The sequence below is a fragment of the Streptomyces turgidiscabies Car8 genome (genome assembly GCF_000331005.1).
Lineage (GTDB): Bacteria > Actinomycetota > Actinomycetes > Streptomycetales > Streptomycetaceae > Streptomyces > Streptomyces turgidiscabies.
The window spans coordinates 49,681-63,206 of the sequence record NZ_AEJB01000104.1 but is presented as its reverse complement, the minus strand read 5'-3'; the positions used below and the strand labels follow the sequence as shown (position 1 = coordinate 63,206).

Here is a 13,526-nt window from a genome sequence, read left to right as displayed (position 1 = left end):
GACCTCCTCTCCGGTGTCGAGGTTCCTCAGATGGTGCCGGGCCGCGTTCGGGTTGGTGGCGTGCATGGTGCGATGGATGTGCCAGCGTTGTCCGTTGTGCAGGAAGGTGAGTTCGACGCTCATGGCCTGCGCACCGTCGGCGATGAGCTGCCGAGGTTCCTTGGCGTCCCAGGAGCTTTTGCGGAACAGGGCGTAGACGATGGCGTCGAGCATGCTGCTCTTGCCAGCGCCGGTGTTGCCGACGGTGGCGACCAGGTTCTTGCCGGTGAAGTCGACGGTGACCGGGGTCGGGTAGCTGCGCAGTCCGATGAGGGACAGTGTCAGGGGTTTCATCGCGTTGTCTCCGCACCGGGAGTGTCGATGCCGGGCAGCAGGCCTGAGCGGTCGATGGTGTCGAGGGATTGGCCAGCGATGGCCGCGGTCAGCAGGTTCTCCTCGCAGCACGGGGCGGGATCGTCGGGGTCGGGTTCGGCCTGCAGATGGGCGAGGGCGGCCATGGCACGGTCCAGGGCCAGGCCGGTGGTGCCGCGGCCGGGCAGGTAGTCGCGCAACAGGTCTTCGACATCGGGGAGTTCTCCGGTGGAGGCCTCCCGGTCCAGTACACGGTCGGCTGCCCCGGTGCGGCGTTCGTCGATGTCGACGAGCGTCGCCTGCGGCATCATCTTGGCGAGGGTGTCCGGCAGGAAGGGGTTGGAGACCTCCACGTTCACCACCGCCTTCACCCAGGCGTCTCCGACACGGCTGGCGCGTTGCGTGATCTCTTCCAAGGTGCCTTCCAGCCGGATCAGACGGCGGCCGGCGGTCAGCGGCACGAAGTCGATGCGGGGCTCGATGCCCGGGCCGACCTCGGCCAGCACCACGCCCTTGGTGTCGCCCCTCTCGCCGAAGTCCATCTGCAGCGGGCTGCCCGCGTAATGGGCCGGGAAGCCGGCACGGCCGACAGACTGCTGCTTGTGGATGTGGCCGAGGGCGCCGTAGGCGACCTCGGGCAGGTCAGCGGCGGCGGCTGCGTACTCGGCGGCGAGGGAGATCTTCCGCTCCGAGTGGGAAGGGGTGGCCCCCTCGACGAACAGGTGGGCGGCGAAGATCAGGACGTCCCGTGCGCCGCGGCCCGCGGCCAGGCGGCGGTACACGTCGGCCTGGACGATGCGTATCCGCTCGGTGTAGGCCGCGGTTGTCATGCCGGGGTCGGCGAAGTCGTAGGTGAACCGGTTGGGGTGCAGGTACGGCAGCGCGCCGATGCGCAGTGTCAGCTCCCCGCCTCTGGTGGGGTATTCGGCCACGAGCAGCCCGTCGGGGCGGGCGTCGGTGGCGAAGCGGACCCTGGCCTCGTCCCCTTCGCGGGTTCCCATGTCGCTCAGCATGAACTTCAGGAACGCCAGGACGTAGGTGGTGTCGTGGTTGCCGGCGACGACGACCACGGGCGCGATCTCGCCGAGGCGGCGCAGTACCTGCGCCGCACGGCGCAGGTCGTCCAGGCCCGGTCGGGAGCTGTCGAACAGGTCGCCGCTGTGCACGATCAGGTCGGGGGCGAAATCGGCGGCGATGTCGATGATCTCGTCCAGGACGGCGTCGACTTCGGTATCACGCCGGTAGCGGCCGATCTGGCGGCCCAGGTGCCAGTCGGAGGTGTGGAACACGCGTCCCGTCACGGGGTGCCTCCAGGGGAACGGTCTGCGGGGCGGCGCGGGCTGCGCCGCTGCGGCCGGAGGTTCGGTGGCGCCGACTGTACACCGAATCTCGGGAAGAAATCTGGAAAGCTCTGGAACTCTGGTAACGTCTGGGGCATGAGTGATCCGCTGGACGCCTTGGAGAAGAGCATCAGCACCCTGCGCCGCGCGATTCGCGACGCTTCCGCAGCCGGTGACACCGAGCGCGCCGGTGAGCTGCGGATGCAACTGCGCCGCGCCGAGCGGGCCTGGGACGCCCTCGTCGACGCCGACGAACCGGCCACCACCCCGCCTCACCCCGTACCGGCAGCGGCTCCGGCCGCGCGGGGGTCACAGCTCCCGGCGCGCGAGCACGTCCACCGTGCCCTGATGCTGCTCGGGACCCCGGCCGCCCCCAAACTGATCGTCGGCGTGCACGAGGCGTTCTTCCCGGGCGAGCTGTCCGCGTCCAAGCTCTCCAGCCTGCGCCGGGACGAGGAGCGCTCCTACCTGTCCAGCCCCGGCGCCCGGCCGTACTACCTGTGCCCGGCACTGGCGCACGACCTGCTGACGCCGGTGCGGGCGCTCATCACCATCAGCACCTGGACGCTGGACCAGCGAATGATCGGCCCGCTGTCACCGCGCGTGGACTTCCTCACCGGCGCGATCCGCATCGCCGAGGCCGTGCGCACCTCGGCCGAGTCCACAGTCGGCGGGCCCGGTCCGGAGGCGCTGCGGCTGCTGTGGCGCTTCGCGGTGAACATCCCCGACGCCCTGCCGAGGAGCGTGGCCGGTCACGAGGGCGCGATGGACCCGCAGCAGGTGATCGACGCCGCCGGGGCCGAGCTGGACGTGCATGCCGACGCCGACCGCGCCGCCCGGGCGGAGGCCGCACGGCGGGCACGCAAGTCGCTCAAGGACGACCAGCAGTTGTTCGGCGCGCCCGCGCAGGGCGTGACGTACCTGCGGACGGCCCGGGCCTGACCCCTGACGCTCAGCAGTCCCTTCTCCCCCGCAAGGATCTACGAGACCGTGAATGCACCAGTCGACGAACGCCTCGCCGCGCTTCGCGGATCCGCGAAGCGCCTGGACTACAACGCCCGGTCGCTGGCGGCCCTGCAGAACAACCCGCGCTGCACACTGCGGGCACTGCTCGACGCCTCCGGCTCTGACAAGGCCGCAATCGCCGCGCACGCCGGCCACCCCTCGCCCTTCGGCCAGTCCGTCTTCGCCCTCGCGCGCGGAAACGCCTTCGAGACGATGGTGAAGGACAACGGCTGCGCGGAGCTGGTGCGGGTCCTGCGCGAGACCCTGCAGCTGACGCTGCCGGAGGTGGGGTACGAGGACCTGAACAACGTCGGCGGCGACGGCCGCGCCGCGGTGCGCCACGACCGCACCGCACAGGTGCTGCTGCAGGCTGCCCGGGGTGACGGTGACGGCACCTTGTTCGACCATCCGATGCTGCGCCTGCGGGTCGGCGGGCACGATGCGTTCCTGGAGCCGGACCTGGTGGCGTTCCGTGTCGACGGGCGCTTTCACATCGTGGAGATCAAGAGCTTCCCGATCCTCGACGGGCAGGCCGATCCCACGCAGGTGCGGGCGGCGACCACGCAGGCGTGCGCGTACATCATCGCGCTGCGTGACCTGCTCGCGCGGGCCGGTATCGACGGGCAGGCCGTGTCCGACACGGTCGTGCTGGTCGCGCCGAAGGACTTCACCAACCGGCCGACCGCGGCGTTCGTCGATGCCCGCAAGCAGGTGGCCGCGCTGAGCCGCCAGCTGTCGCGCATCGAGCGCATCGGCGACCTGGTGGACCTGGTGCCCGAGGGCCTCACCTTCGATCTCGACCTGGATGAGGAGCAACGGCCCCGGCGCCCGGCCGGGGAACTGGCCGCATCGCTGGATCGGGTCCTGGTGACCTACCGTCCGGACTGCCTGAACCACTGCGAGATGGCGTTCTACTGCCGCAGCCGTGCCCGCGCGGAGGCCTCGCTGGATGTCCTCGGGCCGGTGGTGCGCGAGCAGTTCGGCGGTATCGACACCACGACCATGGTGATGGGGCTGGCCCACGGCGAACTGCAGCCCAGCGAGGCACAGTCCGAGATGGCCGACGCCCTGCGGCACGCAGCACGGCTGCGCGCCGAACTGGACGGTCTCGGAGGTGCGGCGTGAGCATACTGTCGGCGTTGGCGCATGTGCAGGCGATGGAGTCGATGCGGGCGGTGCCGCTGACCGAGTACCGGCACCGGCGTCTGTCAGGCCGGCCGCTGGTGATCGTCCCGCTGGCCATGGCCGGAGAGGCCGGGGCGCCCTTGGCCGCGATGGTCGGCTCCTCCAGGAGGACCGGGACGCTGCTGGTCGTGTCGCAGCCCCGCAACCGGGACCAGCGGTTCGCGTTCGCCGCCGGTCTCGGCCGGATCGTGGTGGACTACATCGATTCCTTCCGTCACAACCGCCGCGGTGAAGACGAGCGTTCCCTGTACACCGACGCGCCGCAGGTCCTGGTGCCCAACCCCGGCGGCGTCAAGGCCCTGGCCGATCTGGGACGCATGTGCCGCTTCCGCTCGACGTCCGGTCCTCACGCGGTGCCGGATGTCGTCCCCGAGTTCGGCATGTGGCTGACGTTCCTGGTCGACAGGGCCGAGCAGGCAGGCACCTCCCTTCTGCTGCCCGTCACGGGGATGCTCACCGAGCACTGGGCGACCGGCCAGAGCACGCTGGAGGACCAGAACCTCGCCTCCCTGATGGCCTGGATCTCTCCCCCAGCGGGCTTGAGCGTCGAGCAGGCCATGGCCGAGGCGGAGAACCCGGACGTGTGCCCGCCAGCGGGCCCGACGACCTCCCCCGAGTTCGACAACCGCGACCTGGCGCCGGCGATCAGACGGTTCGACACAGCCCGCGCCCTCGGTGACCCGCGTGCGCTGGCCACCGCCGAGTCCGACCTGCGGGAGCTGATCGCGGGGCAGATCCAGCCCACCTGGCGCATGGTGTGGGAGGCCATATCGCTTCTGCGGTCCGTACGCGAGGCGCCGCAGACCGCCAGGCGCTTCGAACGCGATTGCGCGGCCTTCACCCGCTACTCCGACGACCGGGACGCCGGGGGCCTTCCGCAGCGCAAGCGGGACACCGCGATCAGCGCGGCCCGGAGGCTGAGCCGGCTGGAACGCGCGCTGGCCGACTTCGAGTCCGAGACGGCGTTCGACGACCGGTTCGTGCGGGCGGACCGGCGCAGCGCCGGGGAGGCGTTCGCCGGGACGGTCGTGGAGACCGAATCCGGCCGGACGGTCACCACGGCAAAGAACAGGCGGGTGCCACGACCGCGGGTCACCGTCCGCACCGAGGATCCCGTGCGGCTGGCCGCCGACACGAGGCTGATCAGCCCGTCCATGCCGGCCGGTCACAAGGCCGTGATCGTCTCCGTCCTTCCCGGCGGGGACGCCACGCTGGTCATGGTGGAGGTCACGGGCGGAATGGGGCGCTCTGTCGTCCCGAAGCCGGGCACGGTGCCGGAGCCCGGCCAGAGCATCGACTACCTGCCCGACCCGGGGTGGCGCCCGGAGCCACGATTCCCGGTGTCCGATCACACCCCGTGGACGCACAGTGCCGGCCCGGACGGGCCGGACACCGAATCCGCCGTACCCGAGGACGCCGCCGCAGAGGAGTGGGGCAATGACGACTGACGACACCACCACGTTCGACGCGTCCGCGGCTGCGGGCGCCGCCACCGCAGCAATCCTGGCCGACCTGGCCAACTCCCCGCACAGGGCCGTCGTCGTCGACTCCCCTCCGGGCGCCGGCAAGAGCACCCTGGTAGTCGACGCCGCCCAGGAACTCACGGCGGGCGACGAACGCCCGATCATCGTCGCCCAGACCAACAACCAGGTCGACGACCTGATCGAGCGGCTCGCCGACAAGCACCCCGACCTTCCCCTCGGCCGTCTGAGCGCGAGCACCTACAGCCCGCCGCAGGCCCTGAGCGAGCTGACGAACATCACGATCGGGCGCACCCTGGCCGATCTGGCCGGCTGCCGGATCGTCGTCGGCACCGCCGCCAAGTGGGCCACCGTCCGCGACGCCACCACGTTCGGCTGGGCAATCCTGGACGAGGCCTACCAGATGCGCTCGGACATGCTGCTGCAGATCGTCGAGCACTTCGACCGCGGTCTGTTCGTCGGCGACCCGGGCCAGCTGGACCCGTTCACAATCGTCGGCACCGAGCGCTGGATCGGGCTGCCGCACGACCCGACGCAGAACGGCGTCAGCGTGATGCTGGAACACAACCCCGGTATCCCCGTGCACCGGCTGCCGGTGTCCTGGCGCCTGCCCGCCTCGGCCGCACCGACCATCGCCCAGGCGTTCTACCCCTTCAACCGCTTCACCGCCGGCACCGAAGAGGCCACCCGCGCCCTGGAGTTCAGCACCACCGGGTTCGCCCGCACCGACCTGGACGAGACCCTCGCCAAGGCGTTCACCACCGGCTGGGCCCTGCACGAACTGCCCCGCAGACACGTACCGCGCACCGACAACGAAACCATCCGGACCGCCGCCGATCTCGCCGCCCGGCTGCTGATCCGCGGAGCAGTCGCCACCTGCGAGCGCCACCCGGACGGACGGCCCCTGGACGCCCGTGACATCGCCATCGGCGTCGCCCACCGCGACCAGGCCGAACTGGTCCGGGCCGCGCTCGCCCGGACCGGGAACCCCGCCGCGCGGGGCGTGGCGGTGGACACTGCGAACCGGTTGCAGGGCCGCGAGTTCGAAGTCGTCATCGTCGTGCACCCGTTGTCCGGCCGCCGGGACGCCACGGCCTTCCATCTGGAGGCCGGGCGGCTGTGTGTCCTCGCCTCCCGTCACCGGCAGGCATGCATCGTCGTCGCCCGCGAAGGAATCACCGACCTCCTCGACAGCCACCCCTCAATGGACCCGGTGCACCTTTCCGTGCGCGCCAAATTCCCAGACGGGTGGGAGGCCAACCAGGTCATGCTGGCCAAACTCGCCCAACACCGCGTCGCCGCATGATGCCCGTGCGACGTCAACGCCCGGGTGCGGGACTTTCCCGCTGAATTCGCAAATTCATTCGTTTTCCCGGGTTTTGTCAGTGCCGGTTTCTAGAGTGACGTCACCTGCCGCGCCCGGGGCAGGACAGACTTTGCATGCGATCGGGGGGTTGTGTGGATTTCGACCAGGTCACAGAGCTCATGCGTCATCCGGCGTGGGTGCTGCTGCGTGCGGACAATGCCGCTTTGGTGCTGTCGTTCTGCGGCACGGTGTTCGTCGACGAAAACGCGCGCGGTGTGCCGGAGACCGTGCTGGAGTCCCGGCTGGACGACCGGCTCTACCTTCTCAACGAGGAAAAGCCCGGCTCGTTTCCCCGGTCCGCCGACGTCTATCTGGCGGAGTGGACGAAGAACGGCTGGCTGCGCAAGTACTACCCGCCCGGGGAGGACGAGGCGCATTTCGACGCGACTGCGGCGCTCGAGAAGGGGGTGGCCTGGGTGCGGGAGCTGCCCGCACGTTCGTTCATCGGAACCGAGTCCCGCCTGAACACCATCGTCGCGCTCCTGCGGCAGATGGCGTTCGGCACGGAGACCGATCCGCAGACACGCATCGACGAACTGCGCCGGGAGCGTGACGCGATCGACGCCCAGATCGCCCGGCTGCTCGCCGGTGAGGTCGACATGCTGTCCCCGCTCGCTCTGCTGGACCGCTACCAGCAGGTGGAGAGCACCGCGGTCGAACTCCTGCGGGACTTCCGCGAAGTGGAGGCGAATCTTCGGGAACTGGACGTACGGCTGCGCCACCAGGTCGCTACCGCCGAGGGCGGGAAGGGAGAGCAGCTGGCCGCGTTCCTGTTGGACCGCGACGAGATCGCCCGGTCCGATCAGGGACAGAGTTTCCAGGCGTTCTTCGACTACCTCCTCTCCCCCCGCCGCCAGCAGGAACTGCGGGAGCTGCTGCAACAGGTCAACCAGCTGCCGCAACTGGACGGCAGGGCCAACCAGAGCCTGCTGAAGGTCCCCTTCGCCTGGTTGGAGGCAGCCGAGAACACCCAGGACACGGTCCGGCAGCTGACCGAGCAGCTGCGCCGCTTCCTGGTCGACCGCAGCCGAGCGGAGGACCGCCGCGTACTGGCGCTGGTGCGCTCCATCCAGCGTCACGTCACCGCCCTGGAAGGCCGAGCCGACCTGCCCGGCATGACGCTGGACGTACCCAAGGCGGATCTGACGCTGCCGATGGAGCGACGGCTGTACATGCCCGTCGAACGCATCGAGCTGGACACCGCCGCGGTGGAGGAGTCCGAGGACGCGGAAGTGGACATCTCCGAGCTTTTCTCCGGCGTCCACGTCGACACCGAGGCGCTGACCGGCCATGTCCTGGAGGCGGTCGCCGCAAGCCCGAGCGGCCAGGCGAACCTGGCCGCCATCGTCGACGACCACCCGCTGGCCCTGGGGCTCGCGGAGCTGCTCGCCTACTTCCAGGTGGAGCACCCCGGCCTGGACATGATCGTGGACCCGGACCGCGCCGACCTCCTGGTCTACCCGCGCGTCCACGTGCCCGGGCACACGCAGGCGAGAGTGCCGCACGTGACGTTCGTACGCGACGAACGCGGCACCGCCGCCGGAAAGACGGAGCATCAGTGAGCGACCCCCTGACCGTCCCCGTGGTCCACCTGCTGAAAGCGGGCGTGCTTTACCAGGGCGACGCCCCTGCCGTCTGGGAGCAGATCGTCAGCCAGCAGCGGCGATCGGCGACTACCTCGGCGTGATCGGCCTCGACATCGTCATCGACCGCGCCGAGGGCTACGCCTACGTCCGGCAGCAGGAGCTCGATTCCCGTGACGACGGCGTCCCGGTGCCGCGGCTGGTCACCCGCCACCGGCTCTCGTTCCCCGTCAGCCTGATGCTCGTCCTGCTGCGCGGACGGCTCGCGGACAGCGACGCCGACTCCGCCGACCCGCGCCTGGTACTCACCCGTGACGACCTGGTCGAGATGGTCCGCGGCTTCCTCCCGCCACGCAGCAACGAAGCCCAGCTCGTCGACCAGATCGACGCCCACATCAAGAAGCTCGTCGACCTCAAGGCACTGCGTCAGACGAAACAGACCGGCGCCTACGAGGTCCGCCGCCACATCAAGGCCCTGGTCGACGCCCAGGCCCTCAACGACTTCAACGACCTCCTCGCCACCTACCGCGACGCTGCCTCCACCACGGCCAAGGACGACACATGACCCTCACCACCGACCCGGCAGCGTTCATCCCCCGGCAGGCAACGCCCGCAGAGCCGGCCGGCACGTCCGGCGTCGGCCCCGGTTACCGGCTCGCCCGTCTGGAAGTGCTCAACTGGGGCACCTTTCACCGCACCACCTGCACCTTCACCATCGACGGGCACTGCGCCTTGCTCACCGGGGGCGTGGGATCGGGGAAGTCCACCCTCGTCGACGCGCTCACCACGCTGCTTCTGCCCGCCCACAAGATCGCCTACAACAAGGCGGCGGGCGCCGACGCCAAGGAGCGCGACCTGCGGTCCTACGTCCTCGGCCATCACAAGAACGAGCGCGTCGAGGCATCGGACACCACCCGCCCCGTGGGGCTGCGCGACCACACGTCCTACAGCGTGATCCTGGGCGTCTTCGCCAACTACGTCCTCGGCACCCACCTCACGCTCGCCCAGGTTTTCTACTGGACATCCCCGACCAGCACCGGGCAGCCCGAGCGGTTCTACCTCACCGCCGAGGCACCACTGTCCGTCGACACCGACTTCACCGGCTTCGGCACCGACATCACCGACCTGCGCCGGCAGCTGAAACAGCGCGGGGCCACCATCCACGGCAGCACATACACCCAGTACGGCAAGGCACTGCTGAGAGGTCTGGGCATCCCCAGCCTGCAGGCCCTGGACCTGTTCCACCAGACGGTGTCGATGAAGGCCGTGGGCAGCCTGGACGAGTTCGTCCGCGAGCGGATGCTGGAGCCGTTCGACGCGAAGACGGCCGTCGACAAGATCGTCGCCCACTTCGACGCGCTCACCGCCAGCCACAACGAGGTCGTCCGGGCCCGTCGGATGATCGAGGACCTGACACCGATCGTGACGGCATGCGACCGGTACGACACCGTCCAGGGAGAGATCACCACCCTGGACAAGCGCCGCAGCGCCGTCCCCGCGTTCTTCGCCCAGCACCGCCACCGGCTTCTCACGACACGTCACACCGCGCTGATGTCCGGTGCGGCGGACCTGGAGGAACTGCAGTCCACCCGCGAGGGGCAGCTGGAACAGCTGCGCGGGACGGCCGACGGCCTGCGGCGCCGTATCGACGGCGTCGGCGGGGAGAAGCTCATCTCCCTGACCGGCAGGATCGAAGAGCTCGGCCGCGAACGCGAACGGCGCCGCAAGCGCGCCACCGAGTACGGCACCTGGCTCACGCAGGCCGGCATGGATCCCGTCCCCGACGCCGCCTCCTTCCGTGAGCGGACCGACCAGATCTCCACCGCCCGCTCCCGGGCCGAGGAGCAAGAGCAGCAGGCCCGCGGGAAACTCGACGATCTCGCCGTCGCGCGCCACGGCAACACCCTCGCGACCGAAGCGCTGCGGCGCGAGATCAGCAGCCTGCAGCAGCAGCGCTCCAGCATCCCCGCCGAGTTGCTGGCCCTGCGCCGCGAACTCGCCACCGCCGCGGGTGTCTTGGACGAGGTCCTGCCGTTCGCCGGCGAGCTGATCCAGGTCCGCGACGACGAAGCCGAGTGGGCCGGCGCCGCCGAGGCGTACTGCACGGGTTCGCCCTGTCCCTGCTGGTCCCCCACGCCCACTACGACACCGTCTCGGCCTGGGTCAACGGCCGTCACCTGGGCCTCAGACTGGTCTACTACCAGGTCCCCGCCCACACACCCATCACCACGCTGCCGGACGACCCCGCCCTGCTGAGCGGCAAACTGCAGCTCAAGTCCGACATCTGGGCCCGCGACTGGCTCGCCGCGCGGCTGCGCTCGCGTGCCGACTACCTGTGCGCCGAAGACCTGGAGGCGTTCACTCGCGCCACCAGGCCCGCTGTCACCCGGCAGGGTCTTGTCAAGGGCGGCGGAGGTCGCCACGAGAAGAACGACGCCTACCGCATCGACGACCGGCGCAACTGGGTGCTGGGCTGGAGCAACCAGGCCAAGCTCGACGCCCTCCTCGCCGAGGCCACCCGCCTCACCCGCGAAAGCGCCGACATCACCGCAGCCACCCGGGAACTCGAGAAGCAGCAGCGGGCCCGCGCCGGAACCAGTGCCGCCCTCACCCTGCTGGCCAGCGTCGACACCTATGCGGAACTCGACTGGCGGGGCACCGTCGCGGACATCGAGCAGTTCGAGCAGCAGAAGAGCGTCCTGGAAGCAGAAGCCGGTCTGGACAAGCTCACCGCACAGCTCCGGCGGACCGAGGACGAGATCGTACAGAGCAGCAAGACGTTCACCACGGGGCAGGAGGAGCTGGGCGGTCTGCGCCGAGACGTCCGGCACATCGCCGGCCTGCTGGGCAGGACCACCACGTTCCTCGCGCAGTGCGACCTCGACGGCATGGCGGAGCACGAGGAACCCCTGAGGAAGTTCCTGCCCGCAGCCGGCAGCGACGAGCACAAACTCCTGGAGATGCTGGACGACGCCGAGCGCCGTGCCGAAGCACGTCTGCTGCGCAGCAGCGGCAGCCGCCACGACGCCCTGCGCCACGTCGGCAGCCAGGCGGCGGCGCTGATGACCGCCTTCCGCGGCAGGTACCCGGTCCACACCGCCGAGCTGGACAACACAGTCGAATCCGCCGACGGCTACCGCGCGTTGCACAGCCGGCTCACCGACGAGGACCTGCCCCGGTTCGAGGAGCAGTTCCTCCTGTACCTGCGCACCAATGTCGTCCGCGACATCGCTTCGTTCCAGGCCCGTCTCGGCGCTCAGGAGCAGCAGATCCGCGAACGTATCGATGTGATCAACACGTCGCTGGGCGGCATCGACTACAACCCGGGCCGCTACATCCGGCTCAACGCCGCCCCCACGCCGAACAAGGAGGTCCGCGAGTTCCAGCACGACCTGCGCGCCTGCACCAGCGAAACGCTCTCGAACGACACCGATGACGTGTACACCGAAGAGAAGTTCCTCCAGGTCAAGGCGCTCCTCGACCGCTTCAAGGGCCGCCCGGAGCACACCCGCCTCGACAAGGAGTGGACCTCCCGGGTCACCGACGTGCGGCGCTGGTTCGTCTTCTCCGCCAGCGAGCTCAACCGCGAGGACGGCGCCGAGTACGAGGTCCACTCCGACTCCGGCGGTAAGTCCGGCGGCCAGAAGGAGAAACTCGCTTACACCATCCTCGCGGCTTCCCTCGCCTACCAGTTCCGCATCGACCCCACCGCTCCCAAACCGAAGACCTTCCACTTCGTCACCATCGACGAGGCCTTCGGACGCGGTGACGACCCCTCCGCCCACTTCGCCCTCGACCTGTTCCAGCGCCTGGGCCTGCAACTCCTCGTCGTCACCCCGCTCCAGAAACTCCACGTCATCGAACCCCACGTCACCCGCGTCGGCTACGTCGACCGCCCCGACAAGACCCGCTCCCGCCTGAACAACCTCACCATCGAGGAGTTCCGCGCCCACAAGCAGGCAGCAGCCCAGCAGGCGAACCAGCCCCCGAAGGAGCGCTCGTGACCCCGGCAGAATGGACCCGCCCCGAGCATGTGGTGGAAACCCTGCGCCGCAAGTGGACCAGCGGCCGCTACCTCACCGCCGCCGCGGGCGGACACCCCTTCGAACCCATCGGAGTGCCACTGAAGGGCCCGACCGCAGCCGATGCTCTGCAGCATTACGAGCAGGCACTCACCTGGGCCCAATCCTGGGCCCCCAGCCGACACCCGCATCTGCGCATCCAGACCAAATCCATCGGAGGCCGCAACGGCACCCCCTCGAACACCGTCCCGGCCCGAGCCTGGGTCGACACCCGCGACCGCCTCTGGACACTGCTCCGCGTCACCACCCAGGTCGACCACTTCCACACCCTGCACGAACAGACCACCCACCAGGATCCCGGCATCGCACGGTGGATGGCCGACCACCCCATGAAGGTCCTCGCCCACGCCGCAGACTGGCACCGGCTCGTGCGCACCACGTGCTGGATCCGCGACCACGACACCGAGGCGGTCTACCTGCGCGAGATCGACGTCCCCGGCGTGGACACCAAGTTCATCGAGACCAACAAGGGAATCCTCGCCGAACTCCTCGACTGTGTGCTCCCCGAGAGCCGCGTCGACACCAGCGCACCGAGAAACGATCTCGTCGCGCGGTACGGCTTCCGCACCAAGCCCGTCTACATCCGCCTGCGCTACCTCGGCGCCTCTCCCCTGCCCTTCAGCGAACTCGCCGTCCGCGCCGAGGAACTGGCCGGCTGGTCCCCGGGGGTGCGCACCGTCTTCGTCCTCGAGAACGAGATCACCTACCTCTCACTGCCGCCGGTCCCCGACGCCGTCGCCATCCTCGGCTCCGGATACGCCGCCGCCCTGCTGCGTCATCTGCCCTGGCTCGACGATGTCGACCTCTGTTACTGGGGCGACATCGACACCCATGGCTTCGCCATCCTCGACCAGGTCCGAGGACGTTTCCCGCACACCACGTCACTGCTCATGGACCGCGCCACCCTCCTCGCCCACGAGTCCCATTGGGGCCAAGAGAAGACACAGGCACGCGGCGGCCTGACACACCTCACCCCCGAGGAGGCCCGCCTCGACCAGGACCTGCGAACCGGCACCTACCGACCGCACCTGCGCCTGGAGCAGGAGCGCATCGCCATCACCGCCGTGCGAGAGGCGCTGACACGGCACCGGGAATGACACCCAAGGCCGAGAACACCGGCGGCCGGAGAGGAC

The 13,526-nt window shown here is 69.7% G+C and carries 12 protein-coding genes; 10 read left to right on the top strand and 2 right to left on the bottom strand.

Features of this window, described 5'->3' with window-relative positions; translation table 11 throughout:
• Both STRTUCAR8_RS06030 and STRTUCAR8_RS06025 read right to left on the bottom strand, forming a co-directional pair.
• A partial coding sequence (locus STRTUCAR8_RS06030; RefSeq protein WP_006374540.1) for an AAA family ATPase occupies positions 1 to 333 on the bottom strand: 333 nt, incomplete at its 3' end.
• Positions 330 to 1,652, bottom strand: coding sequence for a metallophosphoesterase family protein (locus STRTUCAR8_RS06025; RefSeq protein ID WP_006374596.1), 1,323 nt, complete (start codon positions 1,650 to 1,652; stop codon positions 330 to 332). The genes STRTUCAR8_RS06030 and STRTUCAR8_RS06025, both read right to left, overlap by 4 nt.
• A gap of 135 nt (positions 1,653 to 1,787) precedes the next feature.
• Between STRTUCAR8_RS06025 and STRTUCAR8_RS06020 the strand changes: the two genes are divergently transcribed.
• The 10 genes from STRTUCAR8_RS06020 (at position 1,788) to STRTUCAR8_RS05985 (ending at position 13,490) form a co-directional block, all read left to right on the top strand.
• Positions 1,788 to 2,633 carry a hypothetical protein gene (locus tag STRTUCAR8_RS06020; RefSeq protein WP_006374566.1) on the top strand — a complete coding sequence of 282 codons (846 nt, stop codon included), beginning with the start codon at positions 1,788 to 1,790 and terminating at the stop codon, positions 2,631 to 2,633.
• A gap of 48 nt (positions 2,634 to 2,681) precedes the next feature.
• Complete coding sequence (locus STRTUCAR8_RS06015; protein ID WP_006374539.1) at positions 2,682 to 3,821, top strand: hypothetical protein; 1,140 nt, start codon at positions 2,682 to 2,684, stop codon at positions 3,819 to 3,821.
• Entirely contained in the window at positions 3,818 to 5,329 is a 1,512-nt protein-coding gene (locus STRTUCAR8_RS06010) for a hypothetical protein (RefSeq protein WP_006374568.1), read from the top strand. The genes STRTUCAR8_RS06015 and STRTUCAR8_RS06010 overlap by 4 nt, the downstream gene beginning before the upstream one ends.
• Positions 5,319 to 6,668 (top strand): AAA domain-containing protein, encoded by a 1,350-nt coding sequence (locus tag STRTUCAR8_RS06005; protein ID WP_006374542.1) that lies wholly within the window; start codon positions 5,319 to 5,321, stop codon positions 6,666 to 6,668. Before STRTUCAR8_RS06010 ends, STRTUCAR8_RS06005 begins: the two co-directional genes overlap by 11 nt.
• A 179-nt stretch (positions 6,669 to 6,847) precedes the next feature.
• Positions 6,848 to 8,290 (top strand): DUF3375 domain-containing protein, encoded by a 1,443-nt coding sequence (locus STRTUCAR8_RS06000; RefSeq protein ID WP_241784674.1) that lies wholly within the window; start codon positions 6,848 to 6,850, stop codon positions 8,288 to 8,290.
• A complete protein-coding gene (locus STRTUCAR8_RS55070; RefSeq protein WP_277814644.1) occupies positions 8,287 to 8,415 on the top strand; it encodes a hypothetical protein in 129 nt (42 codons plus the stop codon). The genes STRTUCAR8_RS06000 and STRTUCAR8_RS55070 overlap by 4 nt, the downstream gene beginning before the upstream one ends.
• Complete coding sequence (locus tag STRTUCAR8_RS05995) at positions 8,412 to 8,876, top strand: DUF4194 domain-containing protein (RefSeq protein WP_006374577.1); 465 nt, start codon at positions 8,412 to 8,414, stop codon at positions 8,874 to 8,876. Before STRTUCAR8_RS55070 ends, STRTUCAR8_RS05995 begins: the two co-directional genes overlap by 4 nt.
• Entirely contained in the window at positions 8,873 to 10,567 is a 1,695-nt protein-coding gene (locus tag STRTUCAR8_RS53945; protein WP_006374556.1) for an ATP-binding protein, read from the top strand. The genes STRTUCAR8_RS05995 and STRTUCAR8_RS53945 overlap by 4 nt, the downstream gene beginning before the upstream one ends.
• A gap of 632 nt (positions 10,568 to 11,199) precedes the next feature.
• A complete protein-coding gene (locus tag STRTUCAR8_RS53940; RefSeq protein ID WP_319355190.1) occupies positions 11,200 to 12,315 on the top strand; it encodes an SbcC/MukB-like Walker B domain-containing protein in 1,116 nt (371 codons plus the stop codon).
• Positions 12,312 to 13,490, top strand: coding sequence for a Wadjet anti-phage system protein JetD domain-containing protein (locus tag STRTUCAR8_RS05985; RefSeq protein ID WP_006374552.1), 1,179 nt, complete (start codon positions 12,312 to 12,314; stop codon positions 13,488 to 13,490). The genes STRTUCAR8_RS53940 and STRTUCAR8_RS05985 overlap by 4 nt, the downstream gene beginning before the upstream one ends.
• The last annotated feature ends 36 nt before the right edge of the window (positions 13,491 to 13,526 follow it).